Raw genomic sequence first — 20,716 nt, 5'->3', positions numbered from 1 at the left:
GTGGCGGAGTGAGTTGGTCAGCGTTCAGCGTCAGGAATGCGCTGGTTCCCGGGCTGCGGAACGCGGGCCAGATGACTGTCCCCTCGGGCCGAAGGCGCGTGGAAGGGGATGTCCGGATGTGTGGGCTGCTTGTCCTTGAGGACGTACCGGCCGGGCGCCGAGACTGAGGAACGTGAAGACCGAGAGCGATGTGGTCGTGGTCGTGGGCGACGGAGTGGTGCTGCTCGATGTGGCCGGTCCGGTGCAGGTGCTGCACGGGACCGGCTACCGGGTACGGCTCGCCTCGCCCTCCGGACGTGCGGTGGTGAGCGACACGGGGATCCCGCTGGGGGTCGAACTGGCGCTGGAGGACGTCTCCGAGACCGTGGACACGGTGATGGTGCCGGGCTATCCGACGATGAAAGGCCACGGGCATCCGCCGGAGCTGGTCGCGCACGTACGCCGCCTCGGCACGGGCGCGCGGCGTACGACGTCGGCCTGCACCGGCGCGTATCTCCTTGCGGAGGCCGGGCTGCTCGACGGCCGGCGGGCCACGACGCACTGGGCCGAGTGCGAAGCGCTTGCGAGACGCTTCCCGCGGGTGCGGGTGGAGCCCGACGCCATCTACGTACGTGACGGGCCGGTCATCACCTCCGCCGGGGTGACGGCGGGCATCGACCTGGCACTGGCGCTGGTCGAGGAGGACCACGGCCCCGAGGTGGCGCGTACCGCGGCCAAGCATCTCGTCGTCTTCCTCCAACGCCCTGGCGGCCAGTCGCAGTTCAGCGTGCGCAGCGCGGTGACCCCGCCCCGCAACGCCGGGCTGCGGCGGGTACTGGATGCCGTGGTGGCCGACCCCGGCGGGAACCACACCCTCGCCGCCATGGCCGAGCGGCTCGCCGTCAGCGAACGGCACCTCACCCGGCTCTTCCGCCGCGAAGTCGGCGGCACCCCCGGGCAGTACGTGGAACGCGTCCGCGTGGAGGCGGCGCAGGCGATGCTCGAATCCTGCGACGCCGGTGTGAACACCATTGCCCGCACCTGCGGGTTCGGCACGGACGAGACGATGCGGCGGGTGTTCCTGCGCGTGCTCGGAGCGCCGCCCGCGGCGTACCGCGCGCGATTCCGCGCGACCTCCTCCGCCTAGCGGGTCCCGACGGACCTTGCCGGGCACGGGGCGCCCCTCCCGGAACCTTGCCAAGTGTCGACAGACCGAGGAGAGAACTGATGCCTGCACACCCGTCGCGTCGCGACGCGCTGGTCACCGGTGCCGCCGCGCTGTCAGCGCCGGCCATCACCACAGATGCCGCCGCTGACGACGACACCGACGCCACCCAGGGCCTGTCGTTCCCGGGCACGCCCCTGGTCCGTAAGGTCAGGACAACGGCGTCACCGACAGCCGCGTGGACACCGTCTGGGACGGTATCGCGCTGCACACCTCGCCCGGATTCGCGGCCTCCCCCGTCCACCGGCACCGCCGCCCGCCGGAGATCGGCATAGGGCAGCGCGGCATCCTCCTCGACATCGAAGGCGGCCCCGACGACCTGCCGCCCGGCTACGCCTCCCGCGTGCACGCCGTCCACCCCCGCCTCGGAGCGGCTCGCGCCCTCAGCGAAACCCTGGAGGCCCGCAGCCTCTCCGACCCGGCCACGGCCCCGCCGATGACCCTGCCGGGCGAGATCCTCCACCAGCTCCACCCCCCCCGAACTTCCCTACACCACCTGGCAGATGACTCTCGACGCGAGCCGCTGGGGCGACTGAGGGGATCCGTGCAGTAGTGAGCAGACAGCGCCGGCAGGGCGTCATCACAGAAAGGGAATCCTCCTATGACTGATCAGGCCGTTACTTTCATCAACGTCATCGAAATATCTGCCGACCAAGTCGACGAATTCATCGAGCAGTGGCGCGAACGCGTGGCCCTGATGAGTGCAGCGCCTGGGTTCCGCGACGTCCGGCTGCACCGCGCGCTGCTGCCGGACGCGCGATTCCAGCTCGTCAACATCGCACACTGGGACAGCGTCGAAGCATGCGAGGCCGCCGGCGCCAACCCCACCGTGCTCGCTTCTGTTTCCCAAGCCGAACGAATCGCCAGCGCCAGCCCTGGCCTCTACCAGGTTGTCGCCGAGTGCCCCTGATGGACGGGCACCCCCGCTCGAACCTCATTCGGGGCGAAGAGGTCGTGGGCACAAATCCCCCCACCCCTGGCAGAGGAAACAACAGGTCAGGCCCGATACCGAGAGATCGACACAGGGCCTGACCTGCTGTGCACAAGAACGTTGAGGGCCGCCGCCCCGGGAGTCGGGACGGCGGCCCTCAACAGCATGGCTGACGCACCATCAGCGATTCGGGCTCTGGAAACCTGCTGTGACTTGCGGAAACGACGTTCATCGCGTCACCTCGTCCCAGGTCGCCCGACCCTCTGCGGTCTAGATGTCGAAGTAAAGCTCGAACTCGTGCGGGTGCGGGCGCAGCTGGATCGGGGCGATCTCGTTGGTGCGCTTGTAGTCGATCCAGGTCTCGATCAGGTCGGAGGTGAAGACGCCGCCCTGCTGGAGGTACTCGTTGTCGGCCTCGAGGGCGTCGAGGACCGCCGGGAGGGAGGTGGGGACCTGGGGGACGCCCGCGTGCTCCTCGGGGGCGAGCTCGTAGAGGTCCTTGTCGATCGGCTCGGCGGGCTCGATCTTGTTCTTGACGCCGTCCAGGCCCGCGAGGAGGAGGGCCGAGAAGGCCAGGTACGGGTTGGAGGACGGGTCCGGGGCGCGGAACTCGACGCGCTTGGCCTTCGGGTTGGAGCCCGTGATCGGGATGCGCATGGCCGCGGAGCGGTTGCGCTGGGAGTAGACCAGGTTGACCGGGGCCTCGAAGCCGGGGACCAGGCGGTGGTAGGAGTTCACCGTCGGGTTGGTGAAGGCCAGCAGCGACGGGGCGTGCTTGAGGATGCCGCCGATGTAGTAGCGGGCGGTGTCCGAGAGGCCCGCGTAGCCCTGCTCGTCGTAGAAGAGCGGCGCGCCGCCCTGCCACAGGGACTGGTGGACGTGCATGCCGGAGCCGTTGTCACCGAAGATCGGCTTGGGCATGAAGGTCGCGGTCTTGCCGTTGCGCCAGGCGACGTTCTTCACGATGTACTTGAAGAGCATCAGGTCGTCGGCCGCGGCGAGCAGCGTGTTGAACTTGTAGTTGATCTCGGCCTGGCCGGCGGTGCCGACCTCGTGGTGCTGGCGCTCGACCTGCAGGCCGGCGGCGTCCAGCTCCAGGGAGATCTCGGCGCGCAGGTCGGCGAAGTGGTCGACCGGCGGGGCCGGGAAGTAGCCGCCCTTGTAGCGGACCTTGTAGCCGCGGTTGTCCTCGACCGCACCGGTGTTCCAGGCGCCGGCCTCGGAGTCGATGTGGTAGAAGCCCTCGTTCGACGTGGTGTTGAAGCGCACCGAGTCGAAGACGTAGAACTCGGCCTCGGGGCCGAAGTACGCGGTGTCCGCGATGCCGGTGGAGGCGAGGTAGGCCTCGGCCTTCTTGGCGATGTTGCGCGGGTCACGGCTGTACTGCTCGCCCGTGATCGGGTCGTGGATGAAGAAGTTGACGTTGACGGTCTTGTCCCGGCGGAACGGGTCCACACGAGCGGTCGACAGGTCCGCGCGCAGCGCCATGTCGGACTCGTGGATCGCCTGGAAGCCGCGGATCGAGGAACCGTCGAAGGCGAGTTCCTCGGCCGGGTCGAACGCCTTCGCCGGGATCGTGAAGTGCTGCATCACACCGGGCAGGTCGCAGAAGCGGACATCGATGAACTTGACGTCCTCGTCCGCGATGAACTTCTTGGCCTCGTCGGCGTTCTGGAACATCCAACTCCTCCTAGCCCGGTCACCGGTCGGCGGACGCGGGATTGCTGCTCGGAACGCGACCATCTGCACAGGCGCGCTCGCCCGACCATAGGCAGGCGGGATTTCCCAAGCATGACCCATTTGTTTCGCCGAGGTTAACCGCCGCGCGGTGGCTCATATCCCCCAGTGTGCGCCAAAGCGACACATTGTGGATAGGGCTGCGTCGACCGCCGTCCATGCTCTCCGCGGGCCCGCACGGGCCGGTTCCCGACCTCCGCGAAGCGAACGTATGCGGTCGCAGTACCGTGGACGGGTGGACAACAGGCAAGCAATCGGATCGTGGATCTCCGGGCCCCGCGCGGCAGCCGAGGACATGGGTGTCGAGTTCGGATACCGCGGGCAGCGGCTCGGGCTGCCGGAAGAGGGGCCGGGCTCCCTCGCGCGCCCCGGGCGCCGCTTCGCCGCGCTCTTCATCGACTGGGCGCTGTGCATGCTCATCGCGTACGGACTGCTCAGCGGCGGCAAGGCGCAGTCGGCCAGCAACTGGGCCCTGGTGGTCTTCGCGGTGCTCAGCGTGCTGACGGTCGGCACGGTCGGCTTCACGCCGGGTAAGCGGCTGCTGGGCCTGCGGGTGGTCGCCGAGGGCGGTGGCCGGATCTCGCTGCCGCGGGTGGTGCTGCGCACACTCCTGCTGGTCGTGGTCATCCCGGCGGTGGTCTGGGACCGGGACGGGCGGGGACTGCACGACCGTCTCGCGCGCGCCGTGCAGGTCCGGATCTAGCGACGACGGGACGACGACGGGACGACGGGGCGACGGAGAGCGAACGACCTCGAAGCGCGAGGGAGGCCGGGACCTCGACGAGGGGTCCAAAGCCCCGCAGGCCTCGTAGGAAGAAACGGGTGGGCCCGGGACCGCAGAGGTCCCGGGCCCACCCGTTTCGATGTATACGAGTCGCGGTGCTCAGCGCGTCTTTCCGCCGCCCCGGGGCATCCGCATGCCCTTCGGCATCGGCCCCTTCGGCACCGGCATGTTGCTCATCAGGTCGCCGAGCGCACGCAGCCGGTCGTTGACGGCCGTGACCTGGCCGCCGGGCAGGACGCGCGGGAGCTTGAGCAGGGTCGTGCGGAGCCTCTTGAGCGGCACCTGGCCCTCGCCGTCGCCCACCACGATGTCGTGGACCGGGGCGTCCGCGACGGTGCGCGCCATCCGCTTCTTCTCGGCGGCCAGCAGCCCGCGCAGACGGTTCGGGTTGCCCTCGCCGACCAGCACGATGCCGGCCTTGCCGACGGCGCGGTGCACCACGTCCTGGCTGCGGTTCATGGCCACCGCGGGGGTGACCGTCCAGCCGCGCCCGACGTTCTCCAGCACGGCCGCCGCCGCACCGGGCTGGCCCTCCATCTGCCCGAAGGCAGCTCGCTCCGCGCGCCGTCCGAAGACGATCGCCATCGCGAGGAAGGCCAGTACGAAGCCCAGGATGCCCGCGTAGATGGGATGGCCGATCAGGAAGCCGATGGCAAGGAGAACGCCGAATACGACGATGCCTACACCAGCGACGACAAGACCGACCTTGGAGTCGACCCGACGGGTCATCTTGTAGGTCAGGGCGATCTGCTTGAGTCGCCCGGGGTTCTCAGCGCCCTCAGCGCCGGCAGCGCCCTCAGCGTTTACCTTCCTCGCCATACAGCGCAGTCTACGTGGCGTGCGGGCGACGGGTCGCCGCGGCCTCCAGTACGTACTCGGCCTCGTACCGGTCCTTGGCGCGGCGGCGGTCTTCCAGGACCGACGTCCAGGCGTTGCGGCGGGCGGTGCGCTGACCGCCGCGCATCAGTACGGCCTCGACGGCACGCAGTGCACCGGTGACGGAAGGACGGGGGAGGGCGGGTGTGGCGCGGAGCGGCGCGGCGTGCATGGTGGGTGACTCCTTCTGGTGTTCGCAGGAGCAGGACAAGGTGCGTGAACGGTGCGTGCATCCATCGTCACGGAAAGGTGTTACCAACGGATGACCTGCCGGTCAAACACCAATGAAACGTTGACGCGGCCCGCCACGCCCCCCGTCATGGGGGAGTGCGGGCCGCGTCCTCAAGCATGTGCCACGTTTCACAAGACGGCGCGCCGGGAAACTCAAACCGCCTGACTGGACGCCTCGACCTCGCGCCGTTCGATGGCCTGCTGGTAAAGGCGGCCGGCGCGGTAGGAGGAGCGGACCAGCGGGCCGGACATCACGCCGGAGAAGCCGATCTCCTCGGCCTCCTCCTTCAGCTCCACGAACTCCGCCGGCTTCACCCAGCGCTCGACGGGGTGGTGGCGCGGAGTGGGGCGCAGGTACTGGGTGATGGTGATGAGCTCGGTGCCCGCCTCGTGCAGCTCGCGCAGCGCCTCGCTGACCTCTTCGCGGGTCTCGCCCATGCCCAGGATGAGGTTGGACTTGGTGACCAGGCCGGCCTCGCGGGCCATCGTGATGACGTCCAGGGAGCGCTGGTACCGGAAGCCGGGACGGATCCGCTTGAAGATCCGCGGCACCGTCTCGACGTTGTGCCCGAGAACCTCGGGGCGGGACGAGAAGACCTCGGCCAGCTGGTCGGGGTCGGCGTTGAAGTCGGGGATGAGCAGCTCGACCTTGGTGTAGCCCTCGGCGCGCTCCGCCGTCATCGCGTGGATCTGGCGCACCGTCTCGGCGTACAACCAGGCGCCGCCGTCCTCGAGGTCGTCGCGGGCGACGCCGGTGATCGTGGCGTAGTTCAGGTCCATCGTGACGACGGACTCGCCGACCCGGCGCGGCTCGTCGCGGTCGAGGGCCTGCGGCTTGCCGGTGTCGATCTGGCAGAAGTCGCAGCGGCGGGTGCACTGGTCGCCGCCGATGAGGAACGTCGCCTCGCGGTCCTCCCAGCACTCGTAGATGTTGGGGCAGCCCGCCTCCTGGCAGACCGTGTGCAGACCCTCGCTCTTGACCAGGCCCTGGAGGTGGTTGTACTCGGGACCCATTTTCGCCCGCGTCTTGATCCACTCGGGCTTGCGCTCGATGGGGGTCTGGCTGTTCCGGACCTCCAGGCGCAGCATCTTGCGTCCGTCGGGTGCGACTGCGGACACGACCGGCTCCCTACGACTTCGTTTCCTTGGCGTACACCAGGGTACGCCCGTCAATTCGCACGTCTTTACGTGCGGGGCAACCCCTTGCGGCAGGGGCGCATTCCCGTCCCCGGGGCTTCAGACCGCCCGGGGCAGCAGCTCGGCGTTCTCCAGCACGTCCCGCAGGTGCTTCTCGACGACGGGCAGCACCTCGGCGATGGTGATCTCGCGGCCCAGCTCGCCCGCGAGCGAGGCGACGCCCGCGTCCCGGATGCCGCACGGCACGATCTTGTCGAACGAGGTGTTGTCCGGGTTCACGTTCAGCGCGAAGCCGTGCATCGTGACGCCCTTGGCGACGCGGATGCCGATCGCGGCGAGCTTGCGGTCCTCGCGGCGCTGGCCGGCGTTGGACGGCGCGTACTCGGGGCCGTTCAGCCGCGGGTCGAACAGCTCGTCCGTCACCCGCGGATCGAAGTCGAGCTGCAGCCCGCCCAGGCCCGCCCGCTCCTCGACGGGGTCGCCCAGCACCCACACCCCGCTGCGGCCCTCGACCCGACCGGCCTGGACGCCGAACTCGGCGCAGGTGCGGATCAGCGCGTCCTCGAGGCGGCGGACGTGGGCGACCACGTCGACCGGGCGCGGCAGCTTCTGGATGGGGTAGCCCACCAGCTGGCCGGGCCCGTGCCAGGTGATCTTCCCGCCGCGGTCCACGTCGATGACCGGGGTCCCGTCCAGGGGGCGCTCGTCGTCGGTGGTGCGCCGGCCGGCGGTGTACACCGGCGGATGCTCCAGCATCAGGCAGGTGTCGGGCACCTCGTCGGCGAACCGGGCGGCGTGCACCCGGCGCTGCTCCTGCCAGGCCGACTCGTAGTCCACGGCGTCGGCTCCGAAGCCCAGATGCACAAAGCGCAGCCCCTCGGGTGCGGGGGTCTCCCCCCGAGAGATCGCAGTCACGGCAGCTCCTCTTCGAACCTTTGTTGCACTCTTCCCGCAACGCTGACGCACTTCCGATGCTTTCGCGCCCATGCCACTGTACGGCGACCGATTCCGGCCGCTTCAGGCGGCCGGTGTACCTGCCACCTGTCGGACCCCCGTCCCTGCTCACACGATCGGATGAACGCGTGGCGCAGGCGGCGAGAAAGGCTCCGAAGGCCGTTACATTCACGCCGTTCCACAAGGGCGATGAGCAAGCCGGACAGGGTCCGCCGAACCCGGCTGCCCGGCCCGGAAGGCAGGAGACCGGTAAAGCCGATGACGGACCGACCCCCGCACCACACACCCAACCGCCAGCTCGCCGCGCTCATCGCCGAGGCGGGGTTTTCCAATGCCGGACTGGCCAGACGGGTCGATCAGCTCGGCATCGAGCACGGCCTCGACCTCCGATACGACAAGACCTCGGTGACCCGCTGGCTGCGCGGCCAGCAGCCGCGCGGCACCACCCCCGCGCTGATCGCCGAGGTGTTCACCCGCCGGCTGGGGCGCCGGCTGTCCGCCCAGGACCTCGGGCTGGACGCCTGCGCGCCGGTGTACGCCGGGCTGGAATTCGCCTCGACCCCCAGTGAGGCGGTGGACATCGTCAGCGGCCTGTGGCGCAAGGACTCCGGCAGCCACGCCGAGCTGCGCAAGATCGCCTTCACCCCGGCCGGCCTCGTGGTGCCGAGCCGGGACTGGCTGATCGGCCGCCCCGACGACCGCGTCGCCCGCGGCGAGCCCGCCGGCGAGGGGTCGGGCCGGGTACCGGTCCAGGGCAGCCGGGCCTCGGTGCCGCGCCAGCGCCGTACCGACCGCGTCGACCGCGCCGAGGGCTCGCGGGTCACGTCCGGCGACATCGCCGCGCTGCGCTCGGTCGGTGAGCTGTTCCGGGCGCTGGACCACGCCTACGGCGGCGGTCACGCCCGGCAGGCCCTGGTGCGCTATCTGGAGCACGAGACCGAGCCGATGCTGCGCGGCACCTACGGGGAGGCCACCGGCCGCCGGCTGTTCGCGGCCGCCGCCGATCTGACCCGGCTGGCGGGCTGGACCTCGTACGACATCGCCGCGCACGGCCTGGCGCAGCGGTACTTCGTGCAGGCACTGCGGTTGGCGCAGGCCGCAGGCGACCGGGCGTACGGCTCCTACGTCCTGGTGACGATGAGTCGGCAGGCCGTCTATCTGGGGCACGGCAGGGAGGCCGTCCAGCTGGCGCGCGTCGCCCAGCAGGGCATCGGCTCCAGCGCGCCGCCCGCGGTCCAGGCGCTGCTGCACTCCGCGGAGGCGCGCGGGCACGGCGTCATGGGCGAGGTGCGGGCCTGCACGGCGGCGCTGGCCCGTGCGGAGCGGGCGCTGGAGACCGCCCGCCCCGGCGACGAAACCCCGTACTGGGCCCGCTTCTTCGACGAGGCGCAGCTCGCCGACGAGCTGGCGCACTGCCATCGCGATCTCCAGCAGTACCGCGCGTCCTCCCAGCACGCCGAGCGCTCCCTGCAGCTGCGCGCCGCCGGGTTCGCCCGCAGCCGGCTGTTCTGCCGGGTGGTGCTGGCGACCGCGCGGCTGGGCCTGGGCGAGCTGGAGCAGGCCTGCACGCTGGGCGCCGAGGCGGCGCTCCAGGCCTCCGAGATGCGGTCCGTACGGGCCCATGAGTACGTCAGGGAGTTCGAGCGCCGCCTGGAGCCGTACCGGGACGCGGCGGCGGTGCGCGGGTACCGGGAGCGGGTGGCGGCGCTGGGGTGAGCCGAGCGGTGCGCGGCGGCCCGGCCGAGCCGGTCAGGCCGCCGTGCGCAGGGTGTCCGGCTCCGTCGTGAGCGTCGGCAGCCCGAAGTCCTGGAGGACGGCGCGGGCGGCCCGGCGGCCCGAGTTCAGCGCGCCCTGGAGGGTGCTGGTGTCGCGGTGGTCGCCGCACACATAGAGGCCGGACAGCACGCGCACGGTGCGCTCCGGGTCGTAGGGCGCCGTCATCGCCGGTACCGCGTACGGGTCCTGATGGGCGGTCAGCAGCTGCCAGTCGTCGGTCCGCGCCCCGTGGATGCGCTCCAGTTGGGGCCGGACCGTCTTGTCGAGGACGGACAGCGGCAGCGCGGCCGCGGCGCCGAGCACGGTCGTGGTGATCAGGGACCGGCCGGGCGGCGTACGGGACGGATCGATCGCGCCGGCGAGGTAGGTGTAGCCGACCGGGCCGTCCGTCGGCAGGATCAGCTCCGTGTCGCGGGACGGCGCGGCGCGGCCCGCCGATCCCGCCCCCGCGGTGTGGTGCAGCACGGCCACCGGATGGAAGGCCGGCACCCGCAGGCCCGGCAGCAGCTCGGCCGCGTCCCGCGCGCCGGTCGCCACCAGCACCGCCCGGCAGGGGATCCGGCCGTGCTCGGCGGTGCCGACGCCGGTGGTGGAGACCGAGGTGACCCGCACCGACGTACGGATCGTGCCGGGCGGCAGTCCGGCGGCGAGCAGCTCGGGCACGGCGCAGGCGCCGCCGGCCGGCAGCCACAGCCGCCCGTGCGCGAAGGCGCGCAGCGCGGCGGCGGCGCCGCGGCTGGAGCCGCGCAGCTGCGGATCGCACAGCAGGGCGCTCAGCAGGGGCCGCAGGAACGCGTCATGGGTGCGGGGCGGGAAGGCGGGACGCCCCGCGAGGGCGTCGCGGATGGCGCGGTCCGGGGGCGGGGCTGTGGGGGCGGCGCGGTCGGTGCGGTGCTCGGTGTGCGGCGGAGGACATCGGTCGGCGCGCAAGAGGGCGCGCGCTGCGGAGAGTGCGCCCCTTGTGCTCCGGGGCGCGCCGATGCGTTGCTTGCGCTGGCCGTTGTGGACGCTCAGACCGGACGCGAACGGACGCAGCGTCAGATCACCGAGGCCGGGGGTGCGGCGCAGCTCGGCGGTGGAGACGGCCAGCGGGCGGCCGCAGCGGTCCAGTCGGAAGCCGTCGAGCCGGTCGGTGACGGACCGGCCGCCGATCCGCTCCGCGGCCTCCAGCACGGTGACCGACACTCCCGCGCCGGTCAGATGGCGGGCGGCGGCGAGACCGGCCGGCCCGGCTCCCACGATGACGACGTCCACGGTCGATGCGATGGGCGGCACTTGCCCCTCCCGGAGGTCGGTCCCAGCGGCGGCGCACCGAGTGTCATGCCCAGTGCCGCCGCGCGGGATGCCGATGGTGTGTGCGAGGACGGTAGGGAGGCGGCGGCCCGTAGGGCAGGGGGCGTCCGGGGCGCGTCGGAGCGCCCTTGGCCACAGCCACCGCGGGGCCCGGGCGTCTACCCCGCCTGGACGGTGCCGCGGCGGCCGTCAGGCGGCCCGGATCGCTTCCATGATGCGCGGATGGTCGAAGGCGAAGCCGGATTCCAGCAGCCGCCGCGGCACCACCCGCTGGCTGCCCAGCACATCCTCGGCGAAGTCCCCCAGGGCGATCCGCAGTACCGGCGCCGGGACCGTGAACAGCGTCGGCCGGTTCAGTACGCGGCCCATCACGGCGGTCACCTCGCGATTGGTGACCGGTTCCGGGGCGGTGAGGTTGACCGGCCCGCTCAGCTCCTCGGTGTCGACGAGGTGGCGCAGCGCCCGGATGTGGTCGTGCAGGGAGATGAAGCTCCAATACTGGCTGCCGTCGCCGAGCCGCCCGCCCAGACCGAGCCGGAAGATCGGGAAGAGCCGGCCCCAGGCGCCGCCGGAGCGCGCCACGACCAGGCCGGTGCGCGCGAAGACGGTGCGGATGCCCGCGTCCTGAGCCGGCTTCGCGGCGTCCTCCCAGGCCACGCAGACCTCCGGCAGGAACCCCGCTCCGGCCGGTGCGCTCTCGTCGGTACGCCGGTCGCCGGTGTCGCCGTAGTAGCCGATCGCGCTGCCGCACACCAGGACCCGGGGCGGGGCGTCCATCGAGGCGAGCGCCTGGGCGAGGGTGCGGGTGCCCAGTACCCGGCTGTCGCGGATCTCCTGCTTGTACGCCGCCGTCCAGCGGCGGTCGCCGACCCCGGCGCCGGCGAGGTGGACGACCGCCTCGCAGCCGGCCAGCCCGGCGGTGTCGACCTGCCCGCCCGCGGGGTTCCAGCGCACCTCGTCGGCGGCCGTGGGCTCGTGCCGTACGAGCCGGACGACTTCATGGCCGTCCGTGCGCAGGGAGCGTACGAGCGCCGTGCCGATGAGCCCGGTCGAGCCGGTGATCGCGATCCGCATGGGGCCATACTGCCCGCAGTGCGCCGCCGGAGACGACATCTGGGGTCCGTCCGCCGTGCTGACGGGGCCCGGGCCCGCCGCGCCCTATGGCTTGAAGCGGTCCCACAGCAGCGGGAAGCGTTCCGCCAGGCTCTGGTCGTCGTCGAAGTCGAGGTAGCCGCCGAGGGGTTCGCGCGGCGGCGGCGGAAGCGCCAGGTCCGGCATCACCCCGCCGGTCATCCGCTCGTACGCCTCGTCGGCCGCGTACCCCAGCTCCTCGGCGTCGCCGTCCACCGCCTCGTCGAAGTCGTCCAGCAGCTCGGCGAGCTGGTCCGGGTCGTGCAGCGCGCCCTCGAAGACCTCCCGGCCCTGGCCGATCAGCCAGCAGCGGAAGTAGTCGAAGGCGTCGTCGCTGGCGCCGCCGAGCAGGATCGAGGCCGCGGCCCACAGGTCCCAGGTGTACGCCCGGCTGTAGCGGGCCTCGAAGTGGCGGGCGAAGTCCACGACGGCATCCGGGTCGAACCCGAGCAGCCGCTCGACCAGCGCGTCGGCCTGCTCCTCCGGGTCGCCCTCGGATGCTGCGCGGGAGTGGTCGATCAGCTCCCAGAACTCCGTCTCGTCCATCACCGCTCCAGCATCCGCCTTGGCGCCGTGCCACGCATGCGGAGTCCCCCGGATGCGACGGTGTCGTTATCCGGACCGGTGACGGTCCGCACGCCGAGTTGACGACCGTGCCGACCCGGGGGCGTCCGCCCCGCTCCGTGCCCCGTACGGGCGATCCGTCGTGTGACCGTCCCAAGAATCACTCGTTGGAAGGCGTGCAACGACCAAACGACGGCATAGACGGCAAATCCGCCACATCGCGAAGGGCTGTTTCACGCCATGCCCATGGACGAACGCACCCGGGCCGACGTCGAACGGGCCGAGGCGGCCATCGTCGAGCACTACCCACGGCTCGTCCGCCTCGCCTACCTCGTACTGCCCCCGTCGATGGGCCGCCACCGCCGGGTCCTGACCGCCCACGGACTGGTCCAGCGGGCCCTGCCGCGGGCCGGCCGCCGCCGCCCGGCCCGCGGGCTGCCGGCCCAGCGCGGCCCGGCGCCCGAGTCCGGCTACGACCTCGTACGGCTGCGGATCCTGCGGCTGGCCCTGTCGCACGAGGGACGGCCGGGCCGGGGGCTGGCGGCCGTGCCCGTCGTCTGGGGGCTGCGGCTCTTCCCGCGGGCCGGCGGCGCCGACGAACTCGCCCTGGACCAGGCGCTGTCCGCCGTCCCGGCGCCGGTGCGGGCCGCCGTCGGGCTGGCGCACCTGGAGGGCCTGGACGAGGACGCGGCGCGCGCCGTACTGGAGCGGGCCGGGGTCGAGGACGCGGAGGCGGCGCAGCGGGCGGCCGGGCTGCTGGAGCGGGAGACCGGGGCCGATGCCGCCGTCCTGCTGAACTCCGGGGAGTTCGACCCGTGCACGGTGCAGACCCGGCCGACGGACCTGCTGCGCCGCCGCCAGCGGGTGCGGGCCTCGCTCGCGCTGGCGGCCGTGCTGGCGCTCGGGGCGGGGGTGGCGGCGGTGGTGCCGGGCGGTGACGGTGACCCCGCCGGCCGTGCGCCGACCGAGGCCGAGCAGGCGCTGGACCCGGCCCGGCTGCTGCGCACCCCCAACGAGCAGTGGTCCGGTACCTCCCGGGTGGACTTCACCGCCTGGCCCGCCCGCGGCCGGGAGACCGGCGACAAGGAACTGCTGGCGCGGGCGCTGCGGGTCTGGACGGCGCCGCCCGAGGACGCCCGGATCACGGCGACCGCCGGCACCTCCACCCGCCCGCCCGGCCGTCCCCCGCAGCTGCTCTACGCGGGCCTGATCGACAACGTCCTGGTCGTGGTCTTCCACGACGGCGAGCGCCTGGTCCGCTACGCCGAACCCGAAGACGCCACCCCCACCCTGCACTTCGCGCGCGTCGACGGCGCGGATCCGACCACCGGTGCCGGGCTGGTGATCGGCCGCGGCAACGGCTGGATGCGCTATCTGCTCGCGCCCTGGATCTCCGATGTCGCCGTGCGCGACCTGCTGGTGCCGGGAGCCCCGCCGCACGGGCTGCATGTCGCCCCGGACGGGGTCACCGACCGGATCGCCACGCCGCCGGGGGCGGGCGCCGGCTGCGGACGCTGGCCGGTGGCGCAGTTCCGCCCCTCGACACGGCTCGGAGCGGCCCTGCCGGCCTTCCTCCTCGCCGACCTCGACGATCTCGTGCCCGTCCATCTGACGTATACGCCGCCGCCCCCCGCCGACGGGCGGAGCGCCGTCGGCGGCCCGCGCGAGGCGACCGACCCGCAGGCGCTGCGGAACTGGGCCCGTACGGCCTGCCGGCTGGGCTCCCTGCGCGGCGCCGGCGTGCGCTCCGTCGGCAACTGGGCGTTCGCCGAGCAGCCCCTCCCCGAGGGCGGCGGCAAGGCGACCTGGGTCTGCACCCGCGCCGACACCTGGCGCGGCCCCGGCACCGTGGCCGTCCAGTTCCTGCCGCCCGCCGCCCGCCCCGCCGACCCGGGGCGGATCGCCGGACGCGCCGTCGACACCGCGGACTGCAGCCGCTTCGGGCCGCATGTCGTCGCGGACGTCCACTGGCAGGCGAAGTCGGGGAAGTGGTACCTGCTCGCGGCCGGCAGCCGGGAGGTGGTCGGCCTCGACGCCACGGGCGGCGTACGGGCCACTGGCAAGGCCGGCACCCTCGCCGCACCGGCGGGGCGGGACGCGGCGGCCCAGGTCGTCGGGCGGCTGCGGGACGGGCGGAGCGTGCGGGCGGTAGGGCCCTGAGGGGCTCGTGGAGGGGCACGTCGTGCCGGGGATCTGAATCCCGACAGTAGGTGTCGGGATTCGCTGTCAGGGTCGCGCTGTACGGCGGCGATACGGGGCCACCGGGACCCGGTGGCCGACAGCGAGGAGCGAGAACGTGACGGGCCATGAGGAACGAGCAGGACGTGCGGACCGGCCGGTGGCGGCGGATATGACGGGCCGGGTGGCGCTGGTCGCCGGGGCGACCCGCGGCGCGGGCCGGGCCATGGCGGTGGAGCTGGGCCGGGCCGGTGCGCTGGTGTACGTGACCGGGCGGACGACCCGGGAGCGGGTCAGCGAGGTCGGCCGCCCCACGGAGACGATCGAGCAGACCGCCGAGCTGGTGACCGCGGCAGGAGGCACCGGGATCGCGGTACCGACCGACCATCTGGAGCCGGCGCGGGTCGAGGCGCTGGTGACGCGCATCGGGCAGGAGCAGGGGCGGCTGGATGTGCTGGTCAACAGCCTGTGGGGCGGCGACCGGCTGATCGAGTTCAACACCAAGGTGTGGGACCTCGATCTGGACAAGGGCCTGCGGATGTTCCGCCTCGGTATCGACGCCCACGTCATCACCAGCCATTACGCGCTGCCGCTGCTGATCGGGCGGCCCGGCGGGCTGGTCGTCGAGATCACCGACGGCACCGAGGCCTTCAACCGCACCTACCGCGACAACCTCTGCTTCGACCTCACCAAGAGCGCCCCGCACCGGATCGCCTTCGGCCTCGCCGCCGAGCTGAAGGAGTACGGCGGCACGGCGGTCTCGCTCACCCCCGGTTTCCTGCGGTCCGAGGAGATGCTGGACCACTTCGGGGTGACGGAGGAGACCTGGCGCGACGCGGTCGCCCAGGAGCGGCACTTCGCCATCGCCGAGTCGCCGGCGCTGATCGCGCGCGGTGTACGGGCGCTGGCCGCCGACCCGGACAAGCAGCGCTGGAGCGGTCGGTCGCTCTCCAGCGGCCAACTGGCGAAGGAGTACGACTTCACCGACACGGACGGCTCCCGGCCGGACTGCTTCGGCTACTTCGAGGACGTGGTCTTCGGCGGGAAGGACCGCAGCGCGGCGGACTACCGCTAGGCAGCACCCCCGCTGGCGCGCTGCCCGCCAGGCTCCACACGACCCTGTCCGCCCGGCTCCGTGTACAGGGCCGCCGTCCGGCGGGCGGCCGCCGCGCAGCGCTCGCGCAGCTCGGAGGGCGCCAGTACCTCGCCCTCCGGGCCGAGCGCCAGCAGCTGGGCGTAGGCGATCTCGGCGGACTCCACGGGCAGGGTGACGGTCAGCCGCCCCTGCGGATCGGGGCCGCCGGCCGTCTGCGCCGTCTCGATGGCCTCGCGGGCCGCCGCGCGTTCGGTGACGTACGGCAGCTGGCGCACCCCGCGCGGGGAGAGGCGCAGCACCACCTCCTCGCGCAGGATCGAGCGCGCGAACTGCGCGGCCCGCTCCGCCCAGAACGCGGGGAGGTCGAAGGAGGCGTCGCGGGTGAACCGGGCCGCGCCGCCGCCGTCCCCCGCGTCGCCCCCGGTGGTCTCGACGGCGCCTTCGACGGCGGCGAACCGGTCCACCCGATACACCCTGAAGTCCCCCTGGGACCGGGCCGCCAGATACCACACGCCCGCCTTCAGCACGAGGCCGTACGGCTCCAACTCCCGCTCCACCTCGGTGTCCTTGCGGAGGTAGCGGGCGCGGATGCGGCGGTCGTCCCAGACCGCGTCGGCGATCACGGGCAGCAGGGCGGGGGTCTCGGGCTCCTGATACCAGGCGGGGGCGTCGAGGTGGAAGCGCTGGGCGGCGCCCGTCGCGGCGTCCCGCAGCTCGGGCAGCAGCGCGGCGGAGACCTTCAGCCGGGCGGCGGACGCGGCGTCCGCGAGGCCCATCTCCCGCAGGGCGGAGGGCACTCCGGACAGGAAGAGGGCCTCCGCCTCGCTGCGGCCCAGGCCCGTGAGGCGGGTGCGGTAGCCGCCTATGAGGCGGTAGCCGCCGGCCCGGCCCCGGTCCGCGTAGACGGGCACCCCGGCCTCGGACAGGGAGAGGACATCGCGCACGACCGTGCGCTCGGAGACCTCCAGTTCCCGCGCCAGCGCCGCGCCCGTCATCGACGGCCGCGCCTGGAGCAGCAGCACCATCTTGATCAGCCGTGCAGCACGCATGCCCCCATGATGCAGGGGGGCACTGACAACGCCGGGCGGGGAGATGCCGCAAGGACGGAGGAAGGCCCGGCCGAAGTCAGGGCGTGACCGGCCGGGCCAGTGGAATCCCGTGCGGAGGCTCCGGGCGCGGGAAGGTCGCCTCCGCACGGGAGATCGGGGGGTCTCCCTCCGGGTCCTTCAGAACCCGTAGCGCTCCCGGGCCTCCTTGACCGCGGAGGCCGGTACCTCGCCGCGGCGGGCGAGCTGGGCCAGTGCGGCGATCACGATCGACTCGGCGTCGACGCCGAAGTGGCGGCGGGCCGAATCACGGGTGTCGGACAGACCGAAGCCGTCCGCGCCGAGCGAGAGGTAGTCCTGCTCGACCCACTGCGCGATCTGGTCCGGGACCTGACGCATGTAGTCGCTGACGGCCAGTACCGGGCCCTCGGCACCGCTGAGCGCCTCGCGGACGTACGGCGCGCGCTCCTCGCCGCGCAGCGTGGCCGCGTCGGCCTCCATCGCATCGCGCCGCAGCTCCGTCCAGGAGGTCGCGGACCACACGTCGGCGGCCACGCCCCACTCCTCGGCGAGCATCCGCTGAGCCCCCAGAGCCCAGTGGATGGCCGTGCCGGAGGACAGCAGCTGGATCGCCGGGGCGCCGGCGGGCGCCGTGAGGCCCGCCGCGGCCGCGGTGTTGAAGCGGTACAGGCCGCGGACGATGCCCTCGTCGACGCCCTCGGGCTTGGCCGGCTGGGGCATCGGCTCGTTGTAGACGGTCAGGTAGTAGAAGACGTTCGAGTCCTCGCCGGGGGCGCTCTCCCCGTACATCCTGCGCAGGCCGTCCTTGACGATCACCGCGACCTCGTACGCGAACGCCGGGTCGTACGTCAGCGCCGCCGGGTTCGTCGCCGCGATCATCGGCGAGTGGCCGTCCGCGTGCTGCAGGCCCTCACCGGTCAGCGTCGTACGGCCGGCCGTGGCGCCGACGAGGAAGCCCTTGCCGAGCTGGTCGCCGAGCTGCCACATCTGGTCGGCGGTGCGCTGCCAGCCGAACATCGAGTAGAAGATGTAGAAGGGGATCATCGTCTCGCCGTGCGTGGCGTACGCGGTGGCGGCGGCGATGAAGTCCGCCATCGAACCGGCCTCGGTGATGCCCTCGTTGAGGATCTGGCCGTCCTTGGCTTCCTTGTAGTACATCAGCTGGTCGCGGTCGACCGGCTCGTACGTCTGGCCCTTGGGGGAGTAGATGCCCAGGGACGGGAAGAGCGACTCCATGCCGAAGGTGCGCGCCTCGTCGGGGACGATCGGCACCCAGCGCTTGCCGGTCTCCTTGTCGCGGATGAGGTCCTTGACCAGGCGGACGAAGGCCATGGTGGTGGCCACGGTCTGGTTGCCGGAGCCCTTGTCGAAGGCGGCGAAGGCCTTGTCGGCCGGGGCCGGCAGCGGCGCGAGGGGGTGGACGCGGCGGGCCGGGGCCGGGCCGCCGAGCGCCGCGCGGCGCTCCTGGAGGTAGCGGACCTCGGGGGAGTCGGTGCCGGGGTGGCCGTAGGGCACCTGGCCGTCGGTGAAGTCGCTGTCGGAGATGGGGAGTTCGAGCAGGTCGCGCATGACCTTGAACTCGTCCACGGTCAGCTTCTTCATCTGGTGGTTGGCGTTCTTGGACTCGAAGCCCTTGCCGAGGGTGAAGCCCTTGACCGTCTGCGCGAGGATCACGGTCGGGGCGCCCTTGTGCTCCACGGCGGCCCGGTACGCCGCGTACACCTTGCGCGCCTCGTGGCCGCCGCGCGAGAAGTGGAAGCATTCCAGGATCTTGTCGTCGCCGAGCAGCTTGGCCATCTCGGCGAGGGCGGGCTCGGCGCCGAAGAAGTGGTCGCGTATGTAGGCCGCGTCGCGGGTCGCGTACGTCTGGAACTGGGCGTCGGGCACCTCGCGCAGACGGCGGGCCAGCGCGCCGGTGGCATCGAGCCGGAAGAGCTCGTCCCAGGCGGTGCCCCACAGGGTCTTGACGACGTTCCAGCCGGCGCCGCGGAACTGGGCCTCCAGCTCCTGCACGATCTTGAAGTTGGCGCGGACCGGGCCGTCCAGGCGCTGCAGGTTGCAGTTGATGACGAAGGTGAGGTTGTCCAGGCCCTCGCGGCTCGCCAGTGCGAGTGCCGCCGTCGACTCGGGCTCGTCCATCTCACCGTCGCCCAGGAACGCCCAGACGTGGGAGTCGGAGACGTCCTTGATACCGCGGTTGGTCAGGTAGCGGTTGAAGCGCGCCTGGTAGATGGCGGAGAGCGGGCCCAGACCCATGGAGACGGTCGGGAACTCCCACAGCCAGGGCAGCCGCCGCGGGTGGGGGTAGGACGGGATGCCCTTGCCGCCGGCCTCGCGGCGGAAGTTGTCGAGGTGCTCCTCGGTGAGGCGGCCGTCGAGGAAGGCGCGGGCGTAGATGCCGGGCGCGGCGTGGCCCTGGATGTAGAGCTGGTCGCCGCTTCCGTCGCCTTCCTTGCCGCGGAAGAAGTGGTTGAAGCCGGTCTCGTAGAGCCAGGCCGCGGAGGCGAAGGTGGCGATGTGGCCGCCGACTCCGTACTTGGAGCCGCGGGAGACCATCGCGGCCGCGTTCCAGCGGTTCCAGGCGGCGATCCGGGCTTCCATCGCCTCGTCACCCGGAACGGCGGGTTCGGCGGCGGTGGGGATGGTGTTGAGGTAGTCGCTCTCCAGGAGCTGGGGCAGGGCCAGCCCCGAGTTCTCCAGGGTGCGGCGCATCAGATAGGCGGCGCGGTGCGGACCGGCCGCCTCGGTGACGGCGTCCAGGGACTCGCGCCACTCGGCCGTCTCCTCGGGGTCACGGTCCGGGAACTGGTCGAGCTGGCTGTACGGCAGGCGCACGGTTTCGGGCATGGGTGGCCCCTTTCCGGACGGGAGGCTCGGGGGTGTCGTCGAGTCCGGGCCGCGCCCCGGGGGCGTACGGCGGGATCTCGACGACACCGATGTGCGAGTTCGGCAGTTTCGGCAGGCAGGGTGTCGCGCCCCGGCGCATGACGATACGCCCCTGATCGATGATCGATCAACGCTCAACGAGCGAATCGCTGCAGGTCGGCACGGGGTGCCTCATTTCGGGGCACGCCGTGCCAGCAAGAAAAGGGGGGCCTGGGGCCTGGTACGAAGGCCCTCAGACCCTCGGAGCGCAGCTCAGCACATGGCTCTTGAGCAGGGTCCCGATCTTCGGGTCGCGCCGCCGGAAGGCGTCCACGATCTCCTGGTGGTCCTGCGCGTGTGCGCGCGGCTCGGGGCTGAACCAGCGGATCGACAGCGTCGTCCAGACCTCGATGCCCAGCGACTCCCAGGTGTGCAGCAGCACGGCGTTGCCGGCCGCCCGCACGATCTCCCGGTGGAAGGCCACCGTGTGCCGCACCTGCGCCTCGCCGTCACCGGCCAGATCCGCCTCGCGCAGCGCCGCCACCTCCCGCTCCAGCGCCGCGGTGTCCTCGGCCAGCCGCCCGGCCGCCAGCTCCGCGGCCACCTGCTCCAGCCCGGCCCGCACCGGGTAGCTCTCCTTGAGGTCGTCCGCGGTCAGATTCCGCACCCGTACGCCCTTGTTCGGCGCCGACTCGATCAGCTGCAGCGACTCCAGCTCCCGCAGCGCCTCCCGTACGGGCGTCTGGCTGACCTCCAGTTCCACCGCGATCCGCCGCTCCACGATCCGCTCCCCCGGCTGCCAGCGGCCGCTGACGATCCCCTCCAGGATGTGCTCGCGGATCTGCTCGCGCAGCGAATGGACGACGGGCGGGGTCATGACGTGCTCCTTCAA

At 72.3% G+C, this 20,716-nt stretch carries 18 protein-coding genes; 7 read left to right on the top strand and 11 right to left on the bottom strand.

The features are described 5' to 3' along the window. The first annotated feature begins 172 nt into the window (after positions 1–172). The 3 genes from WAB15_RS12355 (at position 173) to WAB15_RS12345 (ending at position 2,114) form a co-directional block, all read left to right on the top strand. Entirely contained in the window at positions 173–1,126 is a 954-nt protein-coding gene (locus tag WAB15_RS12355; protein ID WP_262039708.1) for a GlxA family transcriptional regulator, read from the top strand. Between the two features lie 256 nt (positions 1,127–1,382). Continuing rightward, the gene (locus WAB15_RS12350; RefSeq protein WP_407286226.1) at positions 1,383–1,757 is read left to right on the top strand and encodes a hypothetical protein; all 375 of its coding nucleotides are present in this window, start codon (positions 1,383–1,385) and stop codon (positions 1,755–1,757) included. Between the two features lie 48 nt (positions 1,758–1,805). Further along, a complete protein-coding gene (locus WAB15_RS12345; protein WP_164325700.1) occupies positions 1,806–2,114 on the top strand; it encodes an antibiotic biosynthesis monooxygenase in 309 nt (102 codons plus the stop codon). Positions 2,115–2,405: 291 nt separating this feature from the next. Here the strand turns inward: WAB15_RS12345 and glnA are convergent, their stop codons facing one another. Next, complete coding sequence (gene glnA / locus WAB15_RS12340; protein ID WP_399150425.1) at positions 2,406–3,815, bottom strand: type I glutamate--ammonia ligase; 1,410 nt, start codon at positions 3,813–3,815, stop codon at positions 2,406–2,408. A gap of 292 nt (positions 3,816–4,107) precedes the next feature. Here glnA and WAB15_RS12335 point away from each other — a divergent pair, with 292 nt between their 5' ends. Beyond that, the gene (locus WAB15_RS12335) at positions 4,108–4,575 is read left to right on the top strand and encodes an RDD family protein (RefSeq protein ID WP_407286225.1); all 468 of its coding nucleotides are present in this window, start codon (positions 4,108–4,110) and stop codon (positions 4,573–4,575) included. 180 nt (positions 4,576–4,755) lie between these two features. On the opposite strand, the gene WAB15_RS12330 is transcribed toward WAB15_RS12335, so the two are convergent. From WAB15_RS12330 to lipB, 4 genes are all read right to left on the bottom strand, one after another. After that, entirely contained in the window at positions 4,756–5,475 is a 720-nt protein-coding gene (locus WAB15_RS12330; RefSeq protein WP_399150427.1) for a DUF4191 domain-containing protein, read from the bottom strand. Positions 5,476–5,485: 10 nt separating this feature from the next. Next, on the bottom strand, positions 5,486–5,704 hold the full coding sequence (locus WAB15_RS12325; protein ID WP_399150428.1) for a hypothetical protein: 219 nt from the start codon (positions 5,702–5,704) through the stop codon (positions 5,486–5,488). Between the two features lie 212 nt (positions 5,705–5,916). Beyond that, positions 5,917–6,882, bottom strand: coding sequence for a lipoyl synthase (locus tag WAB15_RS12320; RefSeq protein ID WP_399150429.1), 966 nt, complete (start codon positions 6,880–6,882; stop codon positions 5,917–5,919). A 117-nt stretch (positions 6,883–6,999) separates the two neighbouring features. After that, entirely contained in the window at positions 7,000–7,815 is an 816-nt protein-coding gene (lipB, locus tag WAB15_RS12315; protein ID WP_399150430.1) for a lipoyl(octanoyl) transferase LipB, read from the bottom strand. Between the two features lie 297 nt (positions 7,816–8,112). Between lipB and WAB15_RS12310 the strand changes: the two genes are divergently transcribed. Then, entirely contained in the window at positions 8,113–9,570 is a 1,458-nt protein-coding gene (locus tag WAB15_RS12310) for a regulator (protein ID WP_399150431.1), read from the top strand. A 33-nt stretch (positions 9,571–9,603) separates the two neighbouring features. Here the strand turns inward: WAB15_RS12310 and WAB15_RS12305 are convergent, their stop codons facing one another. The 3 genes from WAB15_RS12305 to WAB15_RS12295 form a co-directional block, all read right to left on the bottom strand. Then, on the bottom strand, positions 9,604–10,905 hold the full coding sequence (locus WAB15_RS12305; protein WP_407286224.1) for an NAD(P)/FAD-dependent oxidoreductase: 1,302 nt from the start codon (positions 10,903–10,905) through the stop codon (positions 9,604–9,606). Between the two features lie 207 nt (positions 10,906–11,112). Next, entirely contained in the window at positions 11,113–11,997 is an 885-nt protein-coding gene (locus tag WAB15_RS12300) for a TIGR01777 family oxidoreductase (protein ID WP_407286223.1), read from the bottom strand. A gap of 84 nt (positions 11,998–12,081) precedes the next feature. After that, on the bottom strand, positions 12,082–12,600 hold the full coding sequence (locus WAB15_RS12295; RefSeq protein ID WP_399150434.1) for a DUF4240 domain-containing protein: 519 nt from the start codon (positions 12,598–12,600) through the stop codon (positions 12,082–12,084). A gap of 264 nt (positions 12,601–12,864) precedes the next feature. On the opposite strand from WAB15_RS12295, the gene WAB15_RS12290 reads away from it, so the two are divergent. Beyond that, positions 12,865–14,778 carry a hypothetical protein gene (locus WAB15_RS12290; protein ID WP_399150435.1) on the top strand — a complete coding sequence of 638 codons (1,914 nt, stop codon included), beginning with the start codon at positions 12,865–12,867 and terminating at the stop codon, positions 14,776–14,778. Positions 14,779–14,968: 190 nt separating this feature from the next. Then, the gene (locus tag WAB15_RS12285) at positions 14,969–15,871 is read left to right on the top strand and encodes an SDR family oxidoreductase (RefSeq protein WP_407289209.1); all 903 of its coding nucleotides are present in this window, start codon (positions 14,969–14,971) and stop codon (positions 15,869–15,871) included. On the opposite strand, the gene WAB15_RS12280 is transcribed toward WAB15_RS12285, so the two are convergent. The 3 genes from WAB15_RS12280 to WAB15_RS12270 form a co-directional block, all read right to left on the bottom strand. Beyond that, positions 15,868–16,941 carry a helix-turn-helix transcriptional regulator gene (locus WAB15_RS12280; RefSeq protein WP_407286222.1) on the bottom strand — a complete coding sequence of 358 codons (1,074 nt, stop codon included), beginning with the start codon at positions 16,939–16,941 and terminating at the stop codon, positions 15,868–15,870. The two genes, WAB15_RS12285 and WAB15_RS12280, sit on opposite strands and share 4 nt — an antisense overlap. A gap of 177 nt (positions 16,942–17,118) precedes the next feature. Beyond that, complete coding sequence (gene aceE / locus WAB15_RS12275) at positions 17,119–19,806, bottom strand: pyruvate dehydrogenase (acetyl-transferring), homodimeric type (protein WP_407286221.1); 2,688 nt, start codon at positions 19,804–19,806, stop codon at positions 17,119–17,121. Between the two features lie 271 nt (positions 19,807–20,077). Continuing rightward, on the bottom strand, positions 20,078–20,701 hold the full coding sequence (locus tag WAB15_RS12270) for a GntR family transcriptional regulator (protein ID WP_399150439.1): 624 nt from the start codon (positions 20,699–20,701) through the stop codon (positions 20,078–20,080). Between the last annotated feature and the right edge of the window lie 15 nt (positions 20,702–20,716).

This window comes from Streptomyces sirii, assembly GCF_045690365.1.
Lineage (GTDB): Bacteria > Actinomycetota > Actinomycetes > Streptomycetales > Streptomycetaceae > Streptomyces > Streptomyces sirii.
The sequence above is the reverse complement of the archived record's forward strand: the minus strand, read 5'-3'. Positions and strand labels throughout refer to the sequence as shown.

Excerpts from the sequence above, each read along its gene's own strand:
- WAB15_RS12345 (WP_164325700.1), top strand. The coding sequence starts at position 1,806 with ATGACTGATCAGGCCGTTACTTTCATCAACGTCATCGAAATATCTGCC.
- glnA (WP_399150425.1), bottom strand. The coding sequence starts at position 3,815 with ATGTTCCAGAACGCCGACGAGGCCAAGAAGTTCATCGCGGACGAGGAC.
- WAB15_RS12330 (WP_399150427.1), bottom strand. The coding sequence starts at position 5,475 with ATGGCGAGGAAGGTAAACGCTGAGGGCGCTGCCGGCGCTGAGGGCGCT.
- WAB15_RS12325 (WP_399150428.1), bottom strand. The coding sequence starts at position 5,704 with ATGCACGCCGCGCCGCTCCGCGCCACACCCGCCCTCCCCCGTCCTTCC.
- WAB15_RS12310 (WP_399150431.1), top strand. The coding sequence starts at position 8,113 with ATGACGGACCGACCCCCGCACCACACACCCAACCGCCAGCTCGCCGCG.
- WAB15_RS12300 (WP_407286223.1), bottom strand. The coding sequence starts at position 11,997 with ATGCGGATCGCGATCACCGGCTCGACCGGGCTCATCGGCACGGCGCTC.
- WAB15_RS12295 (WP_399150434.1), bottom strand. The coding sequence starts at position 12,600 with ATGGACGAGACGGAGTTCTGGGAGCTGATCGACCACTCCCGCGCAGCA.
- WAB15_RS12290 (WP_399150435.1), top strand. The coding sequence starts at position 12,865 with ATGGACGAACGCACCCGGGCCGACGTCGAACGGGCCGAGGCGGCCATC.
- WAB15_RS12285 (WP_407289209.1), top strand. The coding sequence starts at position 14,969 with ATGACGGGCCGGGTGGCGCTGGTCGCCGGGGCGACCCGCGGCGCGGGC.
- WAB15_RS12280 (WP_407286222.1), bottom strand. The coding sequence starts at position 16,941 with ATGCGTGCTGCACGGCTGATCAAGATGGTGCTGCTGCTCCAGGCGCGG.
- aceE (WP_407286221.1), bottom strand. The coding sequence starts at position 19,806 with ATGCCCGAAACCGTGCGCCTGCCGTACAGCCAGCTCGACCAGTTCCCG.
- WAB15_RS12270 (WP_399150439.1), bottom strand. The coding sequence starts at position 20,701 with ATGACCCCGCCCGTCGTCCATTCGCTGCGCGAGCAGATCCGCGAGCAC.